We start from the raw sequence: 24032 nt of genomic DNA, 5'->3' as shown, positions 1-24032 counted from the left end.
ATTTCCACGCGGAGCATGGGAACGAGAATGTAAGCTTAAGCTAAGCATAAAACATTGCTCAATGTGGACGAACAATCCCACCGTTGAGTTTTCCCAAATCATCAATGGCTTTTAGCAAAGCCAAACAGGATGTTTGGATTAGGCTCGTTTGGCACATGGATGTGCCGTAAGAGCCGGTGCGTTATAAAAGCCATTTATTATTTGGATCAGAAAACGATCCGGTGTCAGTCTCTTTGCTTACTTTCTCTTCTGACCAAGAGAAAGTAAAGTCGCCGCAAGGGCGAAATACCAAAGCATATAATTAATCAAACAGACCGGATGAGCGCAGACGAACCCAATCCAACTCAAAGCAAACCCACCCAAAGCGCACAATTAATCGCACTGACCTGATGAGCGCAGACGAACCAAACTCAAAGCAAGCCCATCCAAAGCATTAAATAAGCGATGACAACCTCGCGAGGTTAACTACTCCTATGCCATGGTTTCCCTAATGCCATCGGCTCAAACAACTTCAATCGTTGCTTGTCTCGACTTAACATCACCAACACCACTAATGTCGCAACATAAGGCATCATCGCTAATAAATTAGAAGAAACATCCCAATTTAAGCCCTGTGCCACAAGGTGCATAATGCTTGCAAAACCGAATAAGTAGGCGCCTAAAATAATGCGTTCTATTCGCCAGCTCGCAAACACAACCAAGGTTAATGCAATCCAACCCTTGCCTGATACCATGCCTTCTGTCCACATGGGAGTGTAAGCAATGGATAAGTAACCGCCTGCTAAACCGGCCATTGCACCACCAAAAATAACCGATAAATAACGAATGAACATTACCGGTAGTCCTAAGTTGCTAGCAACGCTTGGGTCTTCGCCAACCGCTCTTACCGATAAACCTTGGCGGTGATAACGGAAGAATAAATACACCACAATGACCAATATCCAGCTTAAATATACAATCGCATTTTGCCCGAATAGTGGCTTACCTATTAATGGAATGCTTTGTAATGCATCGATAGATAAAGAAGGTAACACGGCTATTTGCTTGCCCTCATAATCGTTGCCTAAAAAAGCGGATAAACCAGTACCGAAGATAGTTAGGGCTAAGCCGGCTGCAACCTGATTTGCATTTAAATTTAATGCAATGAAGGCAAATAAAAGCGACATAGCAATACCGACTAATATAGCCGCGATAAAACCAATAAAGTGATTATCCGTGTGGTACATGGCAATAAAGCCTGCAACTGCGCCCATTAGCATCATGCCTTCTTGACCTAAATTGAGCACGCCACTTTTTTCACATACCATTTCACCTAACGCAACCAATAATAGCGGCGTACCGGTCATGATCATGGCGTATAAAATATTGGTAACTAAATCAATATCCATTTGTTGATCTCCTTAATAACCTTTAATGTTTAGCAGTTGCTGTGAAACCAGGTAACTTAACGGTGAATACTATGCGGTAACGGATCAGCACATCACAGGAGAGCAAGAAAAATAAGATAAGCCCCTGTAAAATACCTGTGATTGCTCTAGGTAATTGCAATACCATTTGTGACATTTCCCCGCCCATAAATATTAAGGCAATTAATAACCCTGCTAGGGTAATTCCCACTGGGTGCAAACGCCCTAAAAAGGCAACAATAATCGCCGAATAACCGTATCCGGGAGAGATAGCGGGGATTAATTGACCCGTTGAACCGGTGACAATGACTGCGCCGGCAAGCCCTGCTAATGCACCGGACACCAAAAACACCATCGCTGCTAATTTTTTCTCTTTAAATCCTGCCATGCGAGCGGCTGGTTTATCCAACCCTAGTACTTTGATTTGGAAACCTAAAAAAGTTTTGCTCATAAATACCCAAACCATAACCAAGGCTAAGATGACCAATAACAAACCAAAATGTAGGCGTGTTCCTTCAAATAAAATAGGTAATAAAGAGCTGTCTCCAAATAGGGCGCTTTCAGGAAAGTTATATCCGCTCGGATCTTTTAAAGGGCCATAAACTGCCCACAAAAGAGTATTAAGCGCGATGTAGTTCATCATGATGGTCACTAGCGTTTCGTTACAATTTAAACGTAAGTTGAGGAACGCTGAGATGCCCGAACAAAGCATACCGCCAACCATACCTGCCAGTAAAACTAAGGGCATTGCCCAGAAGCTATCTGAATCAACAAATTGTAAGGCCATGGTGGTGGCAACCACTGCGCCTAGTAATAATTGTCCTTCTGCCCCGATATTCCATATTGAAGCGCGATAACATAAGGCCAACCCATAAGCGCAGAGTAAAATAGGGATTGCGACAACTAGTAATTCTGTAATGCCATACCAATTTTCAATAGGGCTTATAAAAAAGGTATACAGCGCGAGTTGTGGATCTTTTCCTAATCCCCAGAATAAGACAGTGGCTGCAATAAGGGTTAAAAAAACGGCCAATACAGGGGATAGGTAACCCCACTTTGCCGAAGCTTGCGCGCGAGGGGTTAACTTAATCATGACTTTTTGCTCCTATTTCCACTGTTTTTGTCGCCGCGGTTGTTGCTGTCTTTTGCTCTGTACTTGGTCCAAAATCACCGGCCATCCATTGTCCTAACTTAACTAACGGTAATACTTCCGGTACTAAAAAGTCTGATACGCTACCGTCACAGATAGCACCTAAGCGGTCACTGATTTTATATAACTCGTCTAAATCTTCGGAAATAATTAAAATTGCGCAGCCACGGTCTCTTAACTGTAAAATTGCATCGTGAATAGCGACTTGGGCTCCAATATCAACTCCCCAAGTTGGGTGCGACATTAATAAAAATTTTGGCTCTTGATCTATTTCTCGCCCAACAATGAATTTTTGTAGGTTGCCGCCAGATAAGCTTGCGGCACTAGTGTGATTACCCGGTGTTTTTACTTTATATTGTTTAATTATTTTGTCTGCTAACTGCACAATTTTAGATTTTTTTAAGAAGCCATTTTGCACTAAGCCTGAATCAAAGCTGGTCAGTAGTGCGTTATCGCATAAGTCTAAATCAGGAACAGCACCTCGGCCTAGGCGGTCCTCTGGCACAAAAGCTAACCCTAAACGACGACGTTTTAATGGGCTGAGTTGATCAACAAATTGACCTGCAAACTTTATTGCTTGTGAATTACGGTGGATCTCTTCACCGGATAACGCTTTTAATAACTCTTCTTGTCCATTGCCAGCTATTCCTGCAATACCTACAATTTCGCCTTGTTTAACCTGTAAATTAATATTTTTAAGTGCAATATCAAATTGCCCGATTGACTGTGTAGACAAGCCTTCAATACTGGCAAAAACATCACCGCCTAGAGCGCGTTTACATTCATTACTGATCGCTATATCGTCGCCTACCATCATACGTGCGATGGACTCGGAGGTTTCATTCTTAGGGATGCAATGACCAGTTACTTTACCTGCTCTAAGGATGGTTGCGCTGTCACATAGCTCAGTGACCTCATGTAATTTATGGCTGATAAACAGTACTGAGCAGCCTTCTTTAGTGAGTTTTTTTAAGGTTTTAAATAGGTCCTGTACTTCCTGTGGGGTTAATACTGAGGTGGGTTCATCTAAAATTAATAGTTGTAAATCTAATAATAAACAACGCACGATTTCAACACGTTGGCGTTCACCTGTGGATAAACTAGAAATACGGCGCTCGGGATCTAAGGGCATACCATAGCGCTCAGAGGTTGCTTTGATACGATGCGCTAATGTCTTGAGGTGGCCAGCTTGATCACCTAATACGAGTGCTATATTTTCAGTCACGGTTAAGGTTTCAAATAATGAAAAATGTTGAAAAACCATGCCAATACCTAAACCACGTGCAATCGCAGGTTGATCTATCGAAACAGGTGAGCCATTCCAAATAATGCTGCCAGCATCGGGTTTAACTACGCCGTATAACATTTTCATTAAGGTGCTTTTCCCCGCACCATTCTCTCCCAATAGGGCATGAATTTCGCCATGCTCTATATCTAGAAAGACTTGATCGTTGGCTTTACAGCCTGGATATTCTTTGGTTATCCCCTGCATTGCTAAGCGTTTAACATTGCTCATTAATAAATCCCTTTTAATTACAATGATTACTGTGTCTTTTAAAAACAGCTTTTAATAAAGGAGCATTTTGGTTGTTCTATAACCATCAGAATGCCCATCGAAATAGCCTTATTAATACTGGTTTACACTGTAACCTGTCCAATTGGTCAAAGTTGGTATGATATTAGCAATAACCTTACCAGTTATTAAAAATTCATTGGCTGAATGCCCGTAAGTGATATTTTATAAATTGCTTAAGATGCTAATAAATAAATGATTTTATGTTTTTAAATGCGTTTTTAATGGTTTTTTAAACCTAGCAAGTCAGGTCTTAAAATAATTTTATAAGCACCAAGAGTGGACATTATTTTCTCTTTTGCACCATTACAGGGCTTCGATTAAAACAGTAATCGATTAACGATTTGTAGTTAATGAGTATTACTATTTGTTGCTGTAACAGATCATCAACAGCGTTTAGCGAACAGCAGAATAGTGTTTTTATATAATGAGGTTTATTGTCAATCTTACCGAGATGAAAAAGGAAGTTAGATGAGTTTGGATAAAATAAATAATGCCAGTGCAGAGCAAGCTTATGATCTTTTTGAGCACTGCTGTTGCGCGCCAAACTGGATTAATAGCATGGTTGCAGAGCGTCCATTCAAAGATATGAGTGCATTATTAGCGGCATCACAACGCATATTTCTGCAATTATCTGAGCAGGATTATCTAACTGCTTTTACCGGACATCCGCAAATAGGTAATTTAGCGACTCTACATGAAAAATATGCCAGCACTTCTGGTAGTGCAAGTCATGAGCAGTCTGGTATGTCAGTGGCAGAACAAACACTGCTTGAGGAGATGCTGGACTTAAATAAAGCTTACTTAGCCAAGTTTGGTTTTATTTTTATTGTTTGTGCATCGGGGAAAAGTGCACAACAAATGTTAGCGATTATTCAATCAAGGATCGGTAACGATCGTCAAACTGAACTCACAATAGCCAGTCAAGAACAGGCCAAAATAACGCAAATTAGGTTGGAACAATTATGATCAATAAAAACCCAATAACCACACACATACTTAATACTGCACTGGGTAAACCGGCAGCGGATATAGCCATTCAGCTTTTTGTTTTAAATGAGCAAACTTGGCAGTTATTGTCTGCTGCTGTGACTAATGAAGATGGACGCATTGACGATTGGTTGGATAACAGTTGGTATCAAGATAAACAGCCAGAGGATCTTTTTTCGACCTATAAAATTGTATTTGAGCTGGATGCTTATTGGCAGAAGCAAGGTATTGATGCCTTTTATCCTAGCGCTGAAATCTGTTTTAAAGTGCAGGACAGTAAGCACCATCATGTGCCTCTATTGCTCTCCCCTTATAGTTATTCCACATACCGTGGTAGCTAGTAAGTGCCTATTTACAGACCGTAAAACAGTTCTACAGACCCTAAAAAACCGTTACTGAAAAAACAGCTACTAAAAATAAGAATAAAAAGGACGATATAGATTATGGAAAATTACTTAATTGAGGTCGCGCATTTAGTATTGCGTTATTTCCATGTAATTGCGGGCATCGCATGGATTGGGGCTTCCTTCTATTTTGCTTGGTTAGACAACAGCTTAGAAACGCCCCCAAAAGTAAAAGCAGATAAAGGTATCAGTGGTGACTTGTGGGCTATTCATGGCGGTGGTTTTTACGAAGTGGCTAAATATAAAAATGGGCCCGAGCACATGCCAACCACTTTACATTGGTTTAAATGGGAAGCTTATACAACTTGGATCACCGGTGGTTTGTTATTTAGTTTGCTGTATTACGTTGGCGCAGATGTAAACCTATTAGATGGTAGTAAAAGTGAATTAAGTAAACTGGCGGCGATTGCAACATCACTGGGTAGTATCGCGATAGGTTATATTATTTATCGCCTATTATGTAATTCACCTTTGGTTAAAAACGGTTTGTTATTTGCGGTAGCTATGGTGCTGCTGTTAGCAGTATGGGCTTGGGGTTTTGACCAATTGTTTGCTGATAAAGCGGTTTATATTCATATCGGTGCATTAATGGGTACCTGTATGGCGGGTAATGTTTATCATATCATCATGCCTGGTCAGCGTTATCTAGTTAAAGAAGTAGAAGCAGGGCGCATTCCTGATCCGACTGTAGGTTTAAAAGCAAAGTTGTGTTCAATTCATAATAACTACGCAACCCTGCCGATTATTTTCATTATGCTAAGTAATCATTTTTCACATACTTATACGCATCAGTATGGTTGGTTAGTGTTAATCGCCTTTATCGTAATTGGTATGTGGATCAGACATTATTTTAATCTTAAACATCGTCATATTAATAAACCTTCTGTGTTAATCAGCGGTATTGCTGCATTTTTTGTATTGATGTTGGCGATTGCACCTTGGGATAGTTTTGCGCCGAGAGTTGTTGCAACGGGAGCAGAAGCAACCGATATAGCGCAAGTTTCAGATGCGCAAGCTTGGTCTATTATAGAAAAGCATTGTACTGAGTGTCACAGTGCAACACCGACTTCAACCATGTTTGCTAGCGCGCCGTTAGGGTTTACGCTTGATTCAATGCAAGCTGTGGAAATCCAACATGAAAAGATCTATTCGCGTGCGGTGTTAAACCAAGACATGCCTTTAGCTAATTTAACGAAGATCACAGCAGAGGAACGTGAAACCTTGGGTAGATGGATTGAAAACTATCGCTTAAAGAAAGCCAAGCAGTGATTAAAATTTAACGTTCCAGATGAGCCCTGTTTAATATGTTAGGGCTCCTCGATCACGCTCGCTGATCATCGGCTAGTGCTGCCTCTATTTATGAATGTGTTGGTTATAAACGTACTGAATAAAATCTTGAATAACGTATGAAATAAAGCACTTATCTTGAGTGCCTTTAACCTATCCCGCTACATTGAATTTTTCTCATCTTCATCCAGCGTAAGTTTCATTATGAATTTTGTCTAAATATGTTTAAATAAGGACATATCTTTTAGACGTATAGAAGTCCATTAATGAAAAAATTAACTATATTAGATGGTGGCATGGGACGCGAACTTAAGCGTATTGGCGCACCGTTCTCACAACCATTGTGGAGTGCACAAGCACTGCTAGAAGCCCCACATTATGTAACGCAAGCACACCAAGGATACATTAATGCAGGTGCTGAAATTATTACGGTTAATAGCTATGCCTGTGTGCCTTTTCATCTCGGTGAAACATTGTATCAACAACAAGGTAGTGCATTAGCCACACAAGCTGCAGTGATTGCTAAAGACGTTGCAAAAGGCGCTAAACATGAGGTTTTAGTGGCTGGATCTTTACCGCCTGCTTTTGGATCTTACCGTCCAGATTTATTTGAAAGCGAAGGTGCCTTTGATATTTTAAGCACTTTATTTAACGCACAAGATGAACATGTAGATATCTGGTTGGCTGAAACCATCTCAAGTATTGAAGAAGCACAGGTTATGTCAAATGTACTTAAGCATTCAACAAAACCTTGTCACTATGCATTCACATTAAGCGATGAAATTGAACAAGTTGCTAGATTAAGATCTGGCGAGTCTGTTACAGAAGCTATTAACATTATCCTTGATGGCAGTTTTAATGAAAATATTGACGGTATTTTCTTTAACTGTTCTATTCCAGAGGTAATAGAGCAGGCAATCGCAGATACTAACCAAGCTTTATCTGTGCATAACATACAGGCCAACATCGGTGTGTTTGCTAATAGCTTTACACCGATCGCTAGCGATTATAAAGCAAATGAAGGTGTGCAAGCTTACCGTGAGTTATCCCCTGAAGCCTATCTCGAATTTGCTAAAAAATGGTATGAGCTAGGAGCCAATATTATCGGCGGATGTTGTGGTATCAGACCTGATCATATTCAAGTGCTGGCTGAGTGGAGAGATAGTATCGAAGCTGCTTAAGCTAATACCGACTCCGCTAAGTAACTGAGCAATCTTACTGGCTAAAAGAAACTATTTTTGCGTTAAAAGTTTTGTAAAGGGAGTAACCATTTACGGTAACTTTTGCCTTAAACTAGCTCCTTTTCCCTACATAATATTCGATTATTAAACTAACGGGGTAGGTATAATAAAGCCCATTATTGGGTCACTAATATCTTCTGTGGCATCAATGGCTGCAACAAAAATCATTGCAGCATTGCCCGGCTTTCTCTTATCCACAATAACTACTCCTTGTTTTTCATCCTCACGCTTTCCCTATATTTTTTGTATCACTATCTCACTATGTAATGACAGGTGAAACTCTATTTCCAGCAATAAAAAAGTGATTCATTTCAAATTTTTATAAAACCATCTCTTTTAATCTCTATTTATACGATCTCCTTCAAATTTATTTTAAATCCTTTTAAAACAATTATTTATAAATTTTTGTGTGCTTTGTGTCTAAAAATAAGCCTTAAAATAGTGAATAAAATGGAATCTTGGTTAGTATTAATTCCGTATTGTGGAATTCATAACTGGAGGTCAAGATGGCATTAGTAGCAATTAAAAGATTACAAGAAGAATACGAACGCATTTTATTAGCGAGAGATATGGATGGCGAAATGGCTACAAAACTAGCCGCTGGTTTCGTAGAGATGGCTAACGAAGGCACTTATTCTCATGGTATTAATCGCTTTCCTGTTTTTATTGATCAAGTAGATAAAGGCCAAATCAAACTTAATGAAGTGCCTAAATGTGTTAACAGTATGGGCGCGCTTGAGCAATGGGATTGTAATTTTGGACCGGGTGTTTTGAATGGTTTAATTTGTTCTGAACGAGCAATGGAATTAGCACGCGAACACGGTATTGGCATGGTTGGTATGCGTAATTCTAACCATTGGATGCGTGGTGGTGCTTATGTATTAAAAATGGCGAGACAAGGGTTTGCTGGTATTGCATCAACTAACTCAATTGCTGTTATGCCTGCTTGGGGTGGTAAAGATCATCGTGTTGGTTCTAACCCGCTTATTATGGCAATTGCCGGCGATCCACCTGTAGTTGTTGATTGCTCAATGAGCCAATTCTCTTACGGTCAATTACAAAACTATGTATTAGCTGATAAGCAATTACCTGTTGTTGGTGGTTTTGATGATAATGGTGAGTTAACGACTGACCCGCATATCTTATGGGAAAACAAACGTTTATTACCAATGGGATTTTGGAAAGGTTCATCTATGTCTATCGTATTAGACATGATGTTAACGGCAATCACTGGTGGTAACTCTGTTCCTGCTCTTACTGAAGATATGGGTGGCGAATTTGGCGTATCTCAATTCTTGATTGCGATTGATTTGAGCAGAACTATGGAAAAAGACCAATTTGCTCGTGAGATGAAACGTATTCGTGATTATGTATTAGCGTCTGAGCCTGCTGAAACAGGATCTGTAATGATTGCTGGTTCAGAAATGCAGAACTTCATCGATAAGCATGAAAAAGCCGGTGGCATCGAGATTCACGATGAGATTTGGAATCAAATCACAGCCTTGTAATTGAGCGCTAGATTAGGAGAACTTTATGCGAAGTGTATTTAAGTGGATCTGGAACTGTATCGATATTTTAATGGCAGCCGTTTTGTCTTTTATGATTGTGCTTGTCTTTACTAATGTTGTTTTACGTTATGGATTTTCCTCAGGTCTACGTCCTTCCGTGGAACTTTCTCGTCTAGGCCTTGTTTGGGTTGTCATGTTAGGTGCAGTCGTTGTGCTGCGCCGCGGTGAGCACCTTGCTGTGAGTGAATTTTCCGAGAAATTGTTTCCCAAGTTCGTGCCCATATTAAGACGCCTATGTTGGGCTGTCATTTTAGTGTCAGTTAGCATGTTATACCTAGGTTCATTCAATCAAATGATGGCTAATTGGGGAGATATTTCTCAACTGACGGGGCTACCATCTGCACTATTTTATCTCGCGGGTGTTATTTCTGGCGGGCTGATGGGAGTGATTGCTTTGGTACGGATTATTAATCCAGATTGGTTGCTCGATCATAAAGAGAATGGAGAATAAATAATGGTTTTAGCAATATTTTTATCGGTATTGATTATCTCAATTCTGTTAGGTCTTCCGGTTGCATTTGCATTGCTATTGTCATCAATAGCACTGATGTTCCATTTAGATCTATTCAGTGCGGATATTCTTGCTCAAGGCCTTATTAATGGCGTAGATAGTTTCACATTATTAGCTATTCCATTCTTTTTAGTCGCTGGTGAGGTGATGTCTGCAGGTGGTCTGTCTAAAAGAATTGTGAGATTAGCAACCACCTATGTTGGGCATCGTAAAGGTGGCTTAGGTTACGTAGCAATCTTAACTTCGGTATTACTGGCGGGTTTATCTGGCTCAGCAGTAGCAGATGCGGCGGCATTGGTTAGTATTTTATATCCTATGATGAAAGCAGCTAAATACCCTGAAGGTTCATCAATGGGCTTGCTCGCTTCCGGTGGCATTATCGCCCCTGTTATTCCCCCTTCACTACCACTGATTTTAGTGGGTGTTGCAGGCGGTATTTCTATTAAAAACCTTTTCTTAGGCGGTATCGTACCTGGTTTGTTAATGGGCTTAACGCTCATGTTTGTATGGAGCTTATTAGTTAGAAAAGAAGATTTAGAAGTCAAAGAGAAAGCATCAAAAGCAGAGAGACGTGCAGCACTAAAAGATGGTATTTGGGCGTTGTTCTTACCATTCATTATTATTGGCGGTATACGTTTTGGTATTTTTACACCAACAGAAGCGGCTGTGGTTGCTGCTGTTTACGCCATTTTTGTATCAAGTGTCATCTACCGTGAAATATCCTTAAGAGATTTTTATAACATCTTATTAACTGCGGGGCGTTCAACTGCCATGGTTATGTTCTTGGTGGGATGTGCAATGGTTGCGGCTTGGTTGATTACTGTTGCGCAATTACCACAACAACTTGCTGGCATGTTAGGTCCACTGGTTGATAGCCCTCGCTTATTGATGGCTGTGATCATGTTATTGGTATTGTGTGTGGGTATGGTAATGGACCTTAGTCCGACGATTTTGATCCTCGTACCATTACTGATGCCGATTGTTAAAATGGCGGGTATTGACGTCACTTATTTTGGTTTGATGTTTGTTATTAACTGTTCTATAGGTTTAATCACTCCACCTGTTGGCACCGTTTTAAACGTGGTGTGTGGTGTGGCTAAAGTACCCATGTCTACCGCGGTAAAAGGGGTGTTACCTTTTATTGGTGCGTACATGATTCTGTTAACTTTATTTGTAATATTTCCAAGTATTATTACTGTCCCGATGGCTTTTGTCATTGGTTAAACTACCCAAGGAGAAGAAAATGAAAAAATTTTTTAAAATAGTAGGGATTGCATCGACGATTGCTTTTTGTTCATCAGTGTCGGCACAAACGACATTAAAACTGGCTCATGCTGCGCCTGAATCTGATTTACAACAAGACATGTCCTTATTCTTTAAAAAAGAAGTAGAGGCTCGTACCAATGGCGATATTAAAATTAATATCTTCCCACAGGGACAGTTAGGTAACGATAAACAAATGATCGACGGTACTCGCTCAGGGATTCTAGATTTCTCCATGGTAGGTGTAAATAACTACTCTGGCTTCTTACCTGAATCATCGGCTTTTACGCTTCCGTTTATATTTCCTACCCGCGAATCTGCTTATACAGCACTTGATGGCGCACCAGGTAAAGAAGTATTAGTTTCAATGGAAAAATTCGGTATTAAAGGTTTAGGTTATCCTGAAAGTGGATACCGTAATGTTACTAACAGCCGTCAACCAATTCGCACACCAGCAGATCTTGAAGGATTGCAAATGCGAGTAAATGGTTCGAAAGCATTGAATGATATGTTTAATGAGCTTAAAGCAAATCCACAGCAAATTCCTGTTGCTGAACTTTACAGCGCATTAGAAACAGGTGTTGTTGATGCACAAGACCATCCAATTGGCGTGACATTGTCATTTAAATTTTATGAAGTTCAAAAATACTTAAGCATGACGCAACACGCTTACTCGCCTTTAGTGTTGACTATGAACTTGAAAAAATTCAATAAATTAAGTGCTGAAAATCAAAAAATCATAACAGAGGTTTCTAAAGAAGCCGTTGATATGCAACGTAAGCTTAGTATTGCTAAAGAAGATCAAATGATCGCTGATTTAGAATCGCATGGTATGAAAGTTAACCGTGATGTTGATGGTGCTGCTTTCCAAGAAGTGGTTAAGCCAGTATGGGCTTCATTTATTGAAGCAAATGGCGATGACATGATTAACAAGATCCAAGCTGCTACAAAATAGGTAAGAAAATATACGTCATCTAGTTGAGGGTGTGACTAGGTGGCGTATTTATCAATGTAAATGATAAACAGGGGCCACAGGGTATGAGCATATATAAAGAATTAAAAAAAAGAGTATTAGAGGCTAATTTACAACTTCCTAAGTATGGTCTAGTGACTTTTACTTGGGGTAATGTCTCTGAAATCGATAGAGAAAAAGGTGTGATTGCGATTAAACCATCGGGTGTTGAATATGATGTAATGGCAGAAGAACATATTGTCATTATTGATTTAGAAGGTAATCGAATTGAAGGTGAGCTTAACCCTTCTAGTGATACGGCAACGCACATCGAACTCTATAAAGCTTTTCCTAATATCGGTGGCATTGTTCATACGCATTCTAGAAATGCAACTATTTGGGCTCAAGCTGGTATCGATATCCCCGCGCTAGGGACAACACACGCAGACTATTTTTACGGCAATGTTCCATGTACGCGACAATTAAGTGATGCTGAAATCGAGCATGATTACGAAAAAAATACAGGTACGGTGATTATTGAAGAATTTGCTAAACGCAAGTTAGATCCAAAAGCAATTCCAGGTGTTGTAATTGCTGGGCACGCTCCTTTCTCATGGGGAAAAGATGCCTTTGATGCCGTGCATAATGCGGTTGTATTAGAAGAAATATCTGCAATGGCGATTGGCACTAGAGCATTAAATCCTGAGATTATGATTAATCCCGCGTTATTAGATAAACATTATTCTCGCAAACACGGTGCAAACTCTTACTACGGTCAAAAATAAAGGCACATGCTTATGTATAAATTATTGGCGTTGGATCTCGATGGTACTGTTTTAAATTCAGAGCATAAAATTAGTGCTCAGTTAGTTCAGGCAATTCAACAAATTTCACAGGTTCACCATGTTGTTATTGTGACTGGACGTCATCATGTGGCGGCTGCTCCTTATTACCATGAGTTAGGCCTAAGCACGCCAATTATTTGTTGTAACGGTACTTATATTTACGATTACCATAATAAAAAAGTGCTCTCTGAAAAATCAATAGATAAGTCAAAAGCACTTGATTTCATTAAGCTTGCGAAACAATTCAACCTCAAAATGGTGATGTATAGCCGAGATTCAATGCTGTATTCAACACAGCAACCGGTTGCTTATATGGAAAAACTGTCACAGTGGGCAAATAACTATCCAGTAGCCGAAAGGCCAAGTATTTTACAGGTTGATAGTTTTACTGATGCCTTACAAGAGACAGATTATATTTGGAAGTTTGTTGTTGAAGGCGGTGAAGTGGACTCGTTTAATCAGACTGATTTTATTAACAATAATTTTAATGGTGAACGCTCTTGGGTAGATAGAGTTGATTTTGCCAATAAAGGTAATAGCAAAGGTAATGCGCTCTCTCAATATGCGCTTAACTTAGGGATTGAAGCAAATCAGATTGTCGCGGTTGGTGATAATCATAATGATATTTCTATGCTGCAATTAGCAGGGTTAGGCGTAGCAATGGATAACGCTGAGCCAGAGGTTAAGCAACACGCGCAACACGTCACCTCGAATAACGACCACCCAAGTGCACTTGCACAGCTGCTATTAAAAACATTTTTATAGAGGGTACATGATGTTAATTGGACATATTGACAACAGTGCAATGAGAACTAGCTATCCGGCGATCATTGATGATGTATTGAATGAGTTATCAGCTTTAGACTTGCATTCATTAGCGCTGGGGCGACATGAGTTTAACAACTTAGATAATCAAAAAGTGTGGTTTGTACTTCTAGAATATAACAAATCACCATTAACCGACTTACAGCCGGAAGTGCATCAATACCATTCTGATTTACAAATAGTATTAACAGGCCAAGAAACGATGGCATGGGCATTAGATACAGGTAAACATCAAATTAATCAGCCTTATAACCCAGACAGAGATATTCTTTTTTATGAATATCAAGGTATCGATTTAAATTATATCGCAGCGATCCCTGGGTGCTTTTATCTGTTTACACCGAATGTGGTCCACATTACGAACATCCAAGATGATGATCAGCAAATAGTTCGTAAGCTGGTGGTGAAGATCCATAACGATTTATTGGACATAAAATAATGAATTATTATATAGGTTTAGACTCTGGCGGCACTTTTATGAAGGCTGCTTTATACGATAGTAAAGGTGTACAGGTTGCTTTAACAAGAACCTCTGCAAGTGTCATTAATGAACAGCAGGGGTGGGTAGAAAGAGATCTCGATAGTTTGTGGGATGATGCAGTTATTGTGATCAAAGAGTTATTAGCAACCACTGATATCAATCGAGAAGATATTAAAGGCATTAGTATTTCCGCGCAAGGAAAAGGCGTTTACCTACTAGACAAGCAAGGTCACAACTTAGGGCGTGGCATTATGTCTTCTGACTCACGCTCATTAAGCATTGTTAAAGAATGGTTACAACAAGGTTTACCAGATCAGATCTACAGCAAAACGCTGCAAACGCTATGGACTGGACACCCGGTGTCTATTATCCGTTGGTTAAAAGACAATCAACCTGAGCTTTATTCTAATATTGGTGCGATCATGATGGCGCATGATTATATTCGATATCGGTTTACGGGTGAGGTGGGTGCTGAAATAACCAATATGTCGGAGAGTAATTTCTTTAACGCTCAAACCGGCCAATATGATATGGATTTATTAACCTTATTTGATATTGAAGAAGTTTGGGATGCGCTACCTAATATTGTTCAACCGGATCAATTAGCCGGTAGCATTACTGAGCAAGTCGCGCTTGAAACGGGTTTAGTTGCTGGTACACCTGTTTTTGGTGGATTGTTTGATGTTGTTTCTACCGCATTGTGTTCGGGTATTGATGCATCGGAACAAGCATTAAACTATGTGATGGGAACGTGGGCGGTGACCTCAGGTATTACACGTGAAATAACTCAAGCAACACATAATTTTGTGTACGGACATTATGCCGTTGAAGGTGAATATATTATTCATGAAGCAAGCCCTACATCGGCGGGAAATTATGAATGGTTTGCTGAATATTTAAGTGCAGATGGGGAATTACAACATCAACACAATGAGTCATTAGTGGCTAACTTGGAAGTGGCATCGAGTAGTGTTTATTTTGTCCCATTCTTATATGGCTCTAACCAAGGTTTAGGCCTTAAATCTGGCTTTTATGGTTTGCAGGCTCACCACACTAAGGCGCATATTATTCAAGCAATCTGGGAAGGTATATTGTTCTGTCACAATATACACCTAGAAAGAATGAGAGCTAGATTCCCACAAGCAAAAATACTAAAAGTGACTGGCGGACCTACTTCTAACCATACGTGGATGCAAATGTTAGCGGACTTGACCGGTATGGAAGTGGAGATAACGGACATAGATGAAACCGGTTCATTAGGGGCGGCTATTGTTGCGATGGTTGGTGCTGGCGAGTATTCATCGAGCCGTGAGTGCATGGATAATATTGTCAGTCAAAGCAAGCGTATTCTGCCTAATGTTGATAACCACCAAGCTTTGAATAAAAAATATCATCACTATCAGCAATTAGTTCAACTATTTAAAACATTTGAGGAACAGATTAATGACTAAACCCTTATTACAAATGGCCCTAGATGCAACGGATCTAGAAACGGCAATAGCTTCAGTAGCAGATGTTTCAGAAAAATTAGATGTGATTGAAATAGGAACGATTTTAGCCTTTGCTCATGGTGTGGATAGCGTTCAAGTATTACGCAATAAATACCCAGATCATATTATTGTTTGTGACATGAAAATTACCGATGCCAGCGCCATTCTAACGCGTTTAGCTATGCAAGCCGGTGCTAACTGGGTAACAGTTAGTGCTGCTGCACATATAGAAACCATTCGTTCTGCGAAAAAAGTAACCGATGAATTTAATGGTGAAGTGCAAATCGAGCTTTATGGCCATTGGACATTAGATGATGCTAAAGATTGGGTTGAAATGGGTATTACTCAAGCTATTTATCATCGCTCTCGTGATGCTGAATTAGCTGGGGTGAGTTGGACAGATGAAGATTTGAAAAAAATGAAAAGCCTATCAGACCTTGGTATTGCGCTTTCTATCACCGGTGGCATTGTGCCTGAAGACGTACATCTATTTCAGGATATATCAGTTAAATCATTTATTGCTGGTCGCGCTTTAGCGGGTAGCAACGGTGTTGAAATTGCTAATAGCTTCCATAGTCAAATGAATAAATATTGGTAATGACATTATGAGTGAGCAAATTAAATCCTTATCGAAAGCATTAGTCGTTTTAGAATTTTTAGGGCAGTTCCCTAATGGCGTTTCTCTACAAAAAATTGCAGAAGGAACTGGGTTTAATAAATCCTCAGCTCATCGAATTTTGGCAACCTTTGAAGAAGCAGGATATGTTGCTCAACTCAGTTCAGGTAAAGAGTACCGATTGACCATGAAATTGGTGCACCTTGGCCATTCTGCAATGAATTCTGACGTGACTGGCATAGTAAAACCCTATTTATCTGAGTTATTAGGTGAAGTGAATGAGACAGTTAATTTCTTATCATTTGATGCTGATAACATTGTCTTTAAAGATAAGTTTGAGCCTGAGAATGCGTCTTTTAGAACCCGTACTTACGTAGGCTTGCACTCACCAATGTATTGTTCTGCGGCTGGGAAATGTTATTTAGCCTTTAGCTCTGACATGGTCAGAGAAGCTTACTGGCAACGAAATGCTAGCACCATGAAACCGCTAACCGAGAATACCATCCTAGATAAAGGTCAGTTCTTTACTGCTTTAGATGATATTAAAAAATTAGGTTATGCCCTCGATGATGAAGAAAATGAAGCTGGTATTTCCTGTGTTGCGGTACCCGTTTTTGATAAATTTCAAAAACCTGTTTACGCGGTGAGCGTCTCCTCTTTAACACCTAAAATGAGGAAAATTAGTTACCCCATTTTAGCTCAAAAAATTCAATCCTTTACTGCACGTATAGAGCAGCAACTTTACTAAGGACCTAGTATGTTTAATTTAAAGAATAAGTTTCGTTTGGGTATTTATGAAAAAGCGATGCCAACCTCATTAACGTGGGAAGAGCGTTTAATCAATGCTAAACAAGCGGGATTTGATTTTGTAGAAATATCTGTGGATGAAACTGATGAACGTCGTGCGCGTTTAGATTGGAGTGATCAAGAAATATATGCTTTGCGCCGTTTATGTGAAGAACATGAAATGCCTTTGCAATCTATGTGTTTAAGTGCGCATAGAAAATTTCCATTTGGTTCAATGGACGATGCTATTAGAACTGAGTCATTAGTGATCATGGAAAAAGCAATCGCACTGGCTTATAAGCTAGGTATTCGTTGTATTCAAATGGCGGGTTACGATGTGTTTTATGAACCGCAGTCAGAGGAAACTCATTTGCGTTTTATTGATGGCATGCAACAAGCAACTAAAATGGCTGAAAGAGCAGGGATCATGCTTGGTGTAGAGATCATGGATACACCATACCTTAACTCATTAAGTAAGTTTGAAGTGTTAAAGCGTGAAATTCCATCTCCATTTTTTATGGCTTATCCTGATGTGGGTAACATTACAGGTTGGAATTATGACGTGTGTACAGAGTTGAAATTATCTCGTGACCATATTGTGCAAATACATCTAAAAGATACGCTGCGTGTTTCTGAAACCTGTAAAGGCCAATTTAGAGATCTAGTTATTGGAGAGGGGCAAGTGGACTTCCCAGCGATCTTTAAAACATTAGCTGAGATTGATTATAGCGCTCCCCTCGTTATTGAAATGTGGGCGCAAAATGATCAATGGTTAGATGATATTAAAGCAGCTAGAAGCAAATTAAAAACCATTGCTAATGCGGCAGGCTTTGCACTATAAATATAAGAGGTGGAATAGTAATAATGAATAAATTAGAACAGCTTAAAAAACTAACCGTAGTGGTTGCTGATACTGGCGATATTCAAGCGATTCAAAAATATCATCCTCAAGATGCAACAACTAACCCTTCTTTGATTCTAAAAGCGGCACAATTAAGTGATTATGCACCTTTAATGGATCAAGCGATTGCCTATGCAAAAACACAAAGTGAAGACAGTAAAGAACAAGTCCAAGCAGCCTGTGACATGTTAGCGGTAAGCATTGGTAAAGAGATATTAAACGTTGTCCCAGGGCGTATTTCAACAGAAGTTGATGCATGCCTTTCCTATGATTGCGAGGGCAGTATTGCTAAAGCACGTCAGTTAATCAAAATGTATAACGATGCTGGTATTAAGAATGATCGTATCTTGATTAAGTTGGCGGCTACTTGGCAGGGTATACGTGCTGCCGAGCAACTTGAAAAAGAAGGCATTAACTGTAATTTAACTCTGTTATTTTCATTCGCTCAAGCGCGTGCTTGTGCTGAAGCCGGTGTCTTTTTAATTTCGCCTTTTGTTGGTCGTATTATGGATTGGTATAAAGCGAAGCAAGGACAAGATTTTGAAGCCAGTGAAGATCCTGGTGTACAGTCTGTTAGCCAAATTTATGATTATTACAAAGCGCATAATTACAAAACCGTAGTGATGGGAGCTAGTTTTAGAAACGTAGGTGAAATTCTGGAATTAGCAGGTTGTGACAGATTAACGATCAGCCCTGATTTATTGCAAAAATTAGAACAGTCAGATGGTGATGTTGAAGTTAAATTACAACCCGCTCAAACACAGCATGATCGCCCTGAAGCAATGAGCGAAGCTGAGTTTTTATGGGAGCATAATCAAGACCCAATGGCAGTTGAAAAACTGGCAGAAGGTATTCGAAACTTTGCACTCGACCAAGGCAAACTTGAAGCGATGATTGCAGCTAAATTATAATCTGCTAAAGCTTGGTTTAACTGTTTAATAGGTTACAAAGGAAGTACTGAATGACTATTTTAAGAACGGCATTTTTTGAAGCCAACTTGAGTGCTGAAGAAAAAGAAGATTTTTATCAATATATGCAACAGGTTGTTGCACCTATTATTAATACTTTTCCTCACAATCAAGGTGTTGTATTAAGTAAGCCTGAGTTTATTGAGTCTGAAGCGCATCAGGAAGTATTGTTAATAATGCAGCATAGTTATGCGAACAAGGCATTAATGCAACAGGCTTTAGATTCTGAGCAAAGAATACAGAGTATGAATGCAACTAAGAAAATTATTGAAAAATATAACATTAGAGTGCATCACATGAATCTTATTCAGGATTAATACATTTGATTGCTGTGCTAGGCGAAGTGTACTAAGCCTGTATCTGCATAAGAATATGGATGATTGTTAAACAAGAGGCGTCAGTAGTGGATCATTACTGGCGTTTTTTTATTGTGTTGCTTGTAATAAGTGCTATTGGTACCCCAAAAAGGGAGACTTTTTTCTATATTATGTTTTCGTTTTTAATTATATATTTTCATTTTTAATTACAAAAATGATTAATTAAACCCAAGCTGACACTTCTACTAAAATAATTGCACTCATCACAATCGCCATTTTCGCGAAGAAAAATGCTTTATCAGCAAATGCTGAAACGTTGTCTAAATTTTTTACTGAGTTATCTAAAGTTGTAGTATTCATACGTAATTTCCTTACTTATATAATGAATTCGTACATATTATGCTCAAAACTGTGACTCAAGTCAACTTTACGTTGTAATATTATTACCTCTTTCAGATTGATAATAAATTCAAATTAGATCAACGACCTACCTAAAAATATCAACAAATAATGCGTTATAGCTAAGCTTTTCATGGCTATTTTTTGCATTTCATCAGTTCATTTTTACTTATAAAACCTTGTTTTTAGTAAGTGATTTTAATGGGATGAAGATCAATTAAACAGAGATTAGTGAACCAATAGATTTAAATTAGGAGGTGAATCACATCTTATTTCAATGACTATCACTACTATAATGTGGAATTTATCGGAATGATATTCCACATTGTGGAATTTAGTCCTTATATTAAAAAGACAATATAAGAGGATTGTATGAGATTTGTAGAGACCCCCGAAGGTAGTTTGCTTTCGATTAATAACCTGACGAAACGGTTTTTTAATTTTGTAGCGTTAGAGTCTGCTTCTTTTAATGTGCACCCAGGCCGGTGCGTTGCTTTATTAGGAGAAAATGGTGCTGGCAAATCGACTTTAATCAAAACCTTGGCTGGCATTAATAAAAAAACCAGCGGTGACATTCTTTTTAAGGACAAGTCGATAGAGGATGCCACTGTTCTGAATCGTTCTGGTAAATCACCGATTGCATTTATCCATCAAGATTTGGGATTGATTGAATGGATGACAGTTACCGAAAATATTGGGTTAACGTTAGGTTTTCCTAAAAAGTGGGGCTTAATTAATTGGAAAGAAGCTGAAAAAAAAGCAACTGAAGTTCTTAACTTAGTGGGCTTAGATGCAAAAGCTTCTGAACGTATTTTTAACTTGAGCGCTGCTGAAAAAGCGTTGTTAACGATTGCTCGTGCGCTGATAGCTGATGCAGAGGTGTTGATATTGGATGAACCAACAGCATCTTTAGTGGCGAGTGATGTCGGGCGCATGTTTGATGTACTTAAGCGTTTGAAGTCTCAAGGTGTAGGCATGATTTATGTTTCACACCGTTTAGATGAAATTCATGATATTTGTGATGATGTGGTGGTGTTACGTGATGGAAAAATGGTGGGCTCTGGTTTAGTTAAAGATTATTCATTAGATGATTTAGTGACGTTAATCGTTGGTATGAAAAAAGAGATGAGTTATAGAACGCCATTAAACTCAACCGCTGACATTGTTTTAGATATAAAAAATCTACAGGTGGGTGACCTTGACCCTTTTAATATGACGCTACGAAAAGGTGAGCTAATTTCTTTAGTTGGGTTGAGAAACGCAGGGCAAGAGGCAATAGGCCAATCGTTATTTGGTCGCTTAAATATTCACAGTGGCAGTGTAGTGATTAATGGGCAGCCAGCGAATATTTCCTCACCAGCAAATAGTATTGCCAGTGGTATAGCGATGGTCGCAGCAGACCGCGTAAAAGAAAGTATTTGCGGATCAATGAGTGCTTTGGAAAATTTAAACTTAAATCCGAAGAACTTAGGCAAGAACGATTTATCGTTTTTATCCAAGGAAAAAGAGCAGTCATCGACATTACAAGCGATGCTCGAGTATACGGTTAGACCAAGAGATCCTGACATTGCTATCAATGCTATGAGTGGTGGCAACCAGCAAAAAATTATCCTCGCTAGATGGTTCAATATGAATAAACCAGTCATGATTTTAGATAACCCAACTGCTGGCGTTGATATAGGTGCACGCTCTGAAATATACAAAATAATGCAAAAAGCGATTAACAATGGTCTCGCTGTGATCGTTATTTCAAGCGACTTTGAAGAGGTCGTTAATATATCAAATCGCGCGTTAGTCTTTAACCGTGGACGAGTCGTGAAAGAGTTAATTCAAGAAGATGTGACTTTATCAAATTTATTGAAGTACGCGTCAGGTTCAAAAGTAGAAGAGGTACAACATGTCAACATCTAATATTAAGTCTACCGCGTTAGAAACAGAAGTGACGATGAAGCTAGGTTTAGGAAACATGGTCACACAAGTATTAATGAGATATGGGTTATTAATACTAACCGTCTTATTAATTATATTGTTTAGTGCCACCACAGATACTTTTTTCTCGATGTTAACGCTACAGGCGATCCTCAGTGAAAAGAGTGTGGTCGCGATTCTGGCGCTAGCTGCAATGGTCACTATGGTGACAGGCAAGATGAATCTGAATGTAGGTTTTGGTGTTACGTTTTGGCATGTTTTAGTCATTACACTACAACAACGTTACGGTTTTTCATGGGAAGTTGCGGCAATTATAGTTGTCTTATGTGGCTGCTTATATGGTGTGCTAAATGGCATGTTAGTAGCATTAGCTGACATTGATTCATTTGTTGCAACATTAGGAACCGGCACAGTGATTTATGCTATTTCACTTTGGCATACGGATGGTCGTCAAATCGTCGGTGCTTTACCTGAAAGTTTTTATAATTTAAGTGGTTTTGAAATATTTGGCTTGCCTGTTGTGGTGTTTTATCTCGCAGCAATCACTTTTGCTTTGTGGTTGTTAACTGAATATACAGCGCTAGGTAGAAAGTTGTATGCGGTAGGTGCGAACCCTAATACAGCAACCTTAAATGGTATTAATACAAAGGCTTGTTATATCGGATCTTATGTTGTTTCCGATGGCCTGATCGCCTTTGCTAGTGTGTTGTTAGCTTCACATATCGGTATTGGTTCCTCTTCGGTTGGACAAGATTTTATGTTACCTGCTTTAGTGGGGGCTTTTTTAGGGTCAACCACATTTAGAGCTGGCAGAGTGAATGTATGGGGCACCATTATTGGCGTCTCCTTGGTAAGTGTTGGTATCTCAGGTTTACAACAACTGGGTACTCCTTTCTTCGTCGAACCCTTATTTAACGGCGCAATTTTACTAGTGGCTATTACCTTGGCTGGTTTTAGTCAAAAACGAAAACAAACCGCAACTAAAAACAACGTAAAGGTGAAATAATGAAAAAGACAATGAAATATTTGAGCTTTGCAGTGATCACATCACTAGCAAGCTACGCAAATGCTGACACCAGCAGTGCCCAACAATATGTTGATATGGCAAAGCAAGTGGTTGCTGAAGCATCAGGTGAAACTAATAGTGTTTTTTCTTTGCCTGCAGGACCTGCAGCAGTTAAAGATAAAACAGTTATCTTTATCGCATCGGACTTAAAAAATAGTGGTGTCGCTGGCGTGGTAAAAGGATTTGAGGAAGCTTCAGAAGCGATTGGTTGGAATGTCAGAGTATTGGATGGTGCGGGTAGTGTGCCATCGCAATCATCTGCGGTAAAACAAGCCCTTGCCTTACAGCCAGATGGGATTGTGATAGGTGGGTTTACACCAAATACTATGGTGCCGACATTACGTAAAGCTAATAAATTAGGTATCAAGTTAGTGAGTTGGCATGCAACGCCTGATCCAGGCCCTATCAAAGATTTATTTATTGAAACCAATATTACGAGTTCAGCTGATGATGTAGCCCGTGTATCTGCGATGTATGCAATTGCTAAATCAGAGGGGAAAGCTAACGTTGTTATATTGACCGACGGCCTGTACAGCATTGCTGTTCATAAAGCGGATGTAATGAAATCTTACATTGAAAAATGTGAAGGTTGTTCGGTATTAGGTTATGAAGATACACCGCTAGCGAACACGTCATCACGTATTCCACAGCTGACTTACTCTTTAGTGCAAAAACACGGTGAAAAATATAATTATACATTAGCGATCAATGATCTCTATTTCGATTATATGTCTCCAGCATTAAGATCCGCGGGTAAGAAAAAAGGTGATGCACCTTATAACATCTCTGCGGGTGATGGTAGTGAATCGGCATTTGAAAGAATTCGTAATGGTGATTTTCAGGTAGCAACAGTAGCTGAACCATTGAGTTTACATGGCTGGCAAGTTATTGATGAGTTTAATCGTATCTTCCAAGATCAACCTATTAGTGGTTACGTAACACCAGTACATTTGGTGACTGCCGATAACATTCATAGTAATGGTGGGGATGATAACCTTTATGATCCTGATAACAATTACCGTGCTTATTACTCTGCGTCTTGGAATGCTAAATAGAGGAGATAA

24 protein-coding genes are annotated in these 24032 nt (G+C 39.3%); 20 read left to right on the top strand and 4 right to left on the bottom strand.

What is annotated here, in order from left to right; all coding sequences use genetic code 11:
• Nucleotides 1-461: 461 nt before the first annotated feature.
• The 3 genes from MT390_RS01400 to MT390_RS01390 are packed head-to-tail and all read right to left on the bottom strand — an operon-like array spanning nucleotide 462 to nucleotide 4072.
• Nucleotides 462-1388: an ABC transporter permease gene (locus MT390_RS01400; RefSeq protein WP_166368482.1), complete on the bottom strand. Its 927-nt coding sequence runs from the start codon at nucleotides 1386-1388 to the stop codon at nucleotides 462-464.
• 22 nt (nucleotides 1389-1410) lie between these two features.
• On the bottom strand, nucleotides 1411-2499 hold the full coding sequence (locus tag MT390_RS01395; RefSeq protein ID WP_499439163.1) for an ABC transporter permease: 1089 nt from the start codon (nucleotides 2497-2499) through the stop codon (nucleotides 1411-1413).
• Complete coding sequence (locus tag MT390_RS01390) at nucleotides 2492-4072, bottom strand: ABC transporter ATP-binding protein (RefSeq protein WP_499439162.1); 1581 nt, start codon at nucleotides 4070-4072, stop codon at nucleotides 2492-2494. The genes MT390_RS01395 and MT390_RS01390 overlap by 8 nt, the downstream gene beginning before the upstream one ends.
• Nucleotides 4073-4600: 528 nt before the next feature.
• Here MT390_RS01390 and uraD point away from each other — a divergent pair.
• The 17 genes from uraD (at nucleotide 4601) to MT390_RS01305 (ending at nucleotide 19574) form a co-directional block, all read left to right on the top strand.
• Nucleotides 4601-5098 carry a 2-oxo-4-hydroxy-4-carboxy-5-ureidoimidazoline decarboxylase gene (gene uraD, locus MT390_RS01385; RefSeq protein ID WP_166368476.1) on the top strand — a complete coding sequence of 166 codons (498 nt, stop codon included), beginning with the start codon at nucleotides 4601-4603 and terminating at the stop codon, nucleotides 5096-5098.
• A complete protein-coding gene (uraH, locus tag MT390_RS01380) occupies nucleotides 5095-5460 on the top strand; it encodes a hydroxyisourate hydrolase (RefSeq protein ID WP_205962922.1) in 366 nt (121 codons plus the stop codon). The genes uraD and uraH overlap by 4 nt, the downstream gene beginning before the upstream one ends.
• A gap of 102 nt (nucleotides 5461-5562) precedes the next feature.
• On the top strand, nucleotides 5563-6792 hold the full coding sequence (locus MT390_RS01375) for a urate hydroxylase PuuD (protein ID WP_499439160.1): 1230 nt from the start codon (nucleotides 5563-5565) through the stop codon (nucleotides 6790-6792).
• Between the two features lie 284 nt (nucleotides 6793-7076).
• Nucleotides 7077-7991: a homocysteine S-methyltransferase family protein gene (locus tag MT390_RS01370; protein ID WP_499439158.1), complete on the top strand. Its 915-nt coding sequence runs from the start codon at nucleotides 7077-7079 to the stop codon at nucleotides 7989-7991.
• Between the two features lie 566 nt (nucleotides 7992-8557).
• Nucleotides 8558-9559 (top strand): 3-dehydro-L-gulonate 2-dehydrogenase, encoded by a 1002-nt coding sequence (gene yiaK, locus MT390_RS01365; protein WP_166368470.1) that lies wholly within the window; start codon nucleotides 8558-8560, stop codon nucleotides 9557-9559.
• A 25-nt stretch (nucleotides 9560-9584) separates the two neighbouring features.
• On the top strand, nucleotides 9585-10070 hold the full coding sequence (locus MT390_RS01360) for a TRAP transporter small permease (RefSeq protein WP_166368468.1): 486 nt from the start codon (nucleotides 9585-9587) through the stop codon (nucleotides 10068-10070).
• 3 nt (nucleotides 10071-10073) lie between these two features.
• Complete coding sequence (locus MT390_RS01355; RefSeq protein WP_166368466.1) at nucleotides 10074-11354, top strand: TRAP transporter large permease subunit; 1281 nt, start codon at nucleotides 10074-10076, stop codon at nucleotides 11352-11354.
• 19 nt (nucleotides 11355-11373) lie between these two features.
• The gene (locus tag MT390_RS01350) at nucleotides 11374-12348 is read left to right on the top strand and encodes a TRAP transporter substrate-binding protein (RefSeq protein ID WP_499439155.1); all 975 of its coding nucleotides are present in this window, start codon (nucleotides 11374-11376) and stop codon (nucleotides 12346-12348) included.
• Nucleotides 12349-12437: 89 nt separating this feature from the next.
• Complete coding sequence (locus MT390_RS01345; protein ID WP_166368987.1) at nucleotides 12438-13130, top strand: L-ribulose-5-phosphate 4-epimerase; 693 nt, start codon at nucleotides 12438-12440, stop codon at nucleotides 13128-13130.
• Between the two features lie 12 nt (nucleotides 13131-13142).
• Nucleotides 13143-13955, top strand: a complete 813-nt coding sequence (locus MT390_RS01340; protein WP_166368462.1) for a Cof-type HAD-IIB family hydrolase — start codon at nucleotides 13143-13145, stop codon at nucleotides 13953-13955.
• Nucleotides 13956-13962: 7 nt separating this feature from the next.
• A complete protein-coding gene (locus tag MT390_RS01335; protein WP_205962920.1) occupies nucleotides 13963-14454 on the top strand; it encodes a NanQ anomerase/TabA/YiaL family protein in 492 nt (163 codons plus the stop codon).
• Nucleotides 14454-15947 carry an FGGY-family carbohydrate kinase gene (locus tag MT390_RS01330; protein ID WP_499439154.1) on the top strand — a complete coding sequence of 498 codons (1494 nt, stop codon included), beginning with the start codon at nucleotides 14454-14456 and terminating at the stop codon, nucleotides 15945-15947. The genes MT390_RS01335 and MT390_RS01330 overlap by 1 nt, the downstream gene beginning before the upstream one ends.
• Entirely contained in the window at nucleotides 15940-16584 is a 645-nt protein-coding gene (locus MT390_RS01325) for a 3-keto-L-gulonate-6-phosphate decarboxylase UlaD (protein ID WP_499439152.1), read from the top strand. Before MT390_RS01330 ends, MT390_RS01325 begins: the two co-directional genes overlap by 8 nt.
• Before the next feature lie 7 nt (nucleotides 16585-16591).
• Entirely contained in the window at nucleotides 16592-17350 is a 759-nt protein-coding gene (locus MT390_RS01320; RefSeq protein WP_166368456.1) for an IclR family transcriptional regulator, read from the top strand.
• Nucleotides 17351-17359: 9 nt separating this feature from the next.
• On the top strand, nucleotides 17360-18229 hold the full coding sequence (locus tag MT390_RS01315; RefSeq protein ID WP_499439150.1) for an L-ribulose-5-phosphate 3-epimerase: 870 nt from the start codon (nucleotides 17360-17362) through the stop codon (nucleotides 18227-18229).
• Between the two features lie 20 nt (nucleotides 18230-18249).
• Nucleotides 18250-19200: a transaldolase gene (tal, locus tag MT390_RS01310; RefSeq protein ID WP_499439490.1), complete on the top strand. Its 951-nt coding sequence runs from the start codon at nucleotides 18250-18252 to the stop codon at nucleotides 19198-19200.
• A 50-nt stretch (nucleotides 19201-19250) separates the two neighbouring features.
• A complete protein-coding gene (locus tag MT390_RS01305; RefSeq protein WP_299666591.1) occupies nucleotides 19251-19574 on the top strand; it encodes a hypothetical protein in 324 nt (107 codons plus the stop codon).
• Nucleotides 19575-19796: 222 nt separating this feature from the next.
• Here the strand turns inward: MT390_RS01305 and MT390_RS01300 are convergent, their stop codons facing one another.
• A complete protein-coding gene (locus MT390_RS01300) occupies nucleotides 19797-19934 on the bottom strand; it encodes a hypothetical protein (protein ID WP_166368450.1) in 138 nt (45 codons plus the stop codon).
• Between the two features lie 411 nt (nucleotides 19935-20345).
• On the opposite strand from MT390_RS01300, the gene MT390_RS01295 reads away from it, so the two are divergent.
• From MT390_RS01295 to MT390_RS01285, 3 genes are read left to right on the top strand one after another with little or no spacing between them, the layout of a single operon-like run.
• On the top strand, nucleotides 20346-21884 hold the full coding sequence (locus MT390_RS01295; protein WP_166368448.1) for a sugar ABC transporter ATP-binding protein: 1539 nt from the start codon (nucleotides 20346-20348) through the stop codon (nucleotides 21882-21884).
• Nucleotides 21871-22908, top strand: a complete 1038-nt coding sequence (locus MT390_RS01290; protein ID WP_299666600.1) for an ABC transporter permease — start codon at nucleotides 21871-21873, stop codon at nucleotides 22906-22908. The genes MT390_RS01295 and MT390_RS01290 overlap by 14 nt, the downstream gene beginning before the upstream one ends.
• Entirely contained in the window at nucleotides 22908-24023 is a 1116-nt protein-coding gene (locus MT390_RS01285; protein ID WP_166368444.1) for a substrate-binding domain-containing protein, read from the top strand. The genes MT390_RS01290 and MT390_RS01285 overlap by 1 nt, the downstream gene beginning before the upstream one ends.
• Nucleotides 24024-24032: the final 9 nt, after the last annotated feature.

The sequence above is a fragment of the Vibrio sp. 2-Bac 85 genome (assembly GCF_037546705.1).
GTDB lineage: Bacteria > Pseudomonadota > Gammaproteobacteria > Enterobacterales > Psychromonadaceae > Psychromonas.
The sequence above is the reverse complement of the archived record's forward strand: the minus strand, read 5'-3'. Positions and strand labels throughout refer to the sequence as shown.

What these genes read in the sequence shown, in the direction of transcription:
- MT390_RS01400 (WP_166368482.1), bottom strand. Translation starts at nt 1,388, where the DNA reads ATGGATATTGATTTAGTTACCAATATTTTATACGCCATGATCATGACC.
- MT390_RS01395 (WP_499439163.1), bottom strand. Translation starts at nt 2,499, where the DNA reads ATGATTAAGTTAACCCCTCGCGCGCAAGCTTCGGCAAAGTGGGGTTAC.
- MT390_RS01390 (WP_499439162.1), bottom strand. Translation starts at nt 4,072, where the DNA reads ATGAGCAATGTTAAACGCTTAGCAATGCAGGGGATAACCAAAGAATAT.
- uraD (WP_166368476.1), top strand. Translation starts at nt 4,601, where the DNA reads ATGAGTTTGGATAAAATAAATAATGCCAGTGCAGAGCAAGCTTATGAT.
- uraH (WP_205962922.1), top strand. Translation starts at nt 5,095, where the DNA reads ATGATCAATAAAAACCCAATAACCACACACATACTTAATACTGCACTG.
- MT390_RS01375 (WP_499439160.1), top strand. Translation starts at nt 5,563, where the DNA reads ATGGAAAATTACTTAATTGAGGTCGCGCATTTAGTATTGCGTTATTTC.
- MT390_RS01370 (WP_499439158.1), top strand. Translation starts at nt 7,077, where the DNA reads ATGAAAAAATTAACTATATTAGATGGTGGCATGGGACGCGAACTTAAG.
- yiaK (WP_166368470.1), top strand. Translation starts at nt 8,558, where the DNA reads ATGGCATTAGTAGCAATTAAAAGATTACAAGAAGAATACGAACGCATT.
- MT390_RS01360 (WP_166368468.1), top strand. Translation starts at nt 9,585, where the DNA reads ATGCGAAGTGTATTTAAGTGGATCTGGAACTGTATCGATATTTTAATG.
- MT390_RS01355 (WP_166368466.1), top strand. Translation starts at nt 10,074, where the DNA reads ATGGTTTTAGCAATATTTTTATCGGTATTGATTATCTCAATTCTGTTA.
- MT390_RS01350 (WP_499439155.1), top strand. Translation starts at nt 11,374, where the DNA reads ATGAAAAAATTTTTTAAAATAGTAGGGATTGCATCGACGATTGCTTTT.
- MT390_RS01340 (WP_166368462.1), top strand. Translation starts at nt 13,143, where the DNA reads ATGTATAAATTATTGGCGTTGGATCTCGATGGTACTGTTTTAAATTCA.
- MT390_RS01335 (WP_205962920.1), top strand. Translation starts at nt 13,963, where the DNA reads ATGATGTTAATTGGACATATTGACAACAGTGCAATGAGAACTAGCTAT.
- MT390_RS01330 (WP_499439154.1), top strand. Translation starts at nt 14,454, where the DNA reads ATGAATTATTATATAGGTTTAGACTCTGGCGGCACTTTTATGAAGGCT.
- MT390_RS01325 (WP_499439152.1), top strand. Translation starts at nt 15,940, where the DNA reads ATGACTAAACCCTTATTACAAATGGCCCTAGATGCAACGGATCTAGAA.
- MT390_RS01320 (WP_166368456.1), top strand. Translation starts at nt 16,592, where the DNA reads ATGAGTGAGCAAATTAAATCCTTATCGAAAGCATTAGTCGTTTTAGAA.
- MT390_RS01315 (WP_499439150.1), top strand. Translation starts at nt 17,360, where the DNA reads ATGTTTAATTTAAAGAATAAGTTTCGTTTGGGTATTTATGAAAAAGCG.
- MT390_RS01305 (WP_299666591.1), top strand. Translation starts at nt 19,251, where the DNA reads ATGACTATTTTAAGAACGGCATTTTTTGAAGCCAACTTGAGTGCTGAA.
- MT390_RS01300 (WP_166368450.1), bottom strand. Translation starts at nt 19,934, where the DNA reads ATGAATACTACAACTTTAGATAACTCAGTAAAAAATTTAGACAACGTT.
- MT390_RS01295 (WP_166368448.1), top strand. Translation starts at nt 20,346, where the DNA reads ATGAGATTTGTAGAGACCCCCGAAGGTAGTTTGCTTTCGATTAATAAC.
- MT390_RS01290 (WP_299666600.1), top strand. Translation starts at nt 21,871, where the DNA reads ATGTCAACATCTAATATTAAGTCTACCGCGTTAGAAACAGAAGTGACG.
- MT390_RS01285 (WP_166368444.1), top strand. Translation starts at nt 22,908, where the DNA reads ATGAAAAAGACAATGAAATATTTGAGCTTTGCAGTGATCACATCACTA.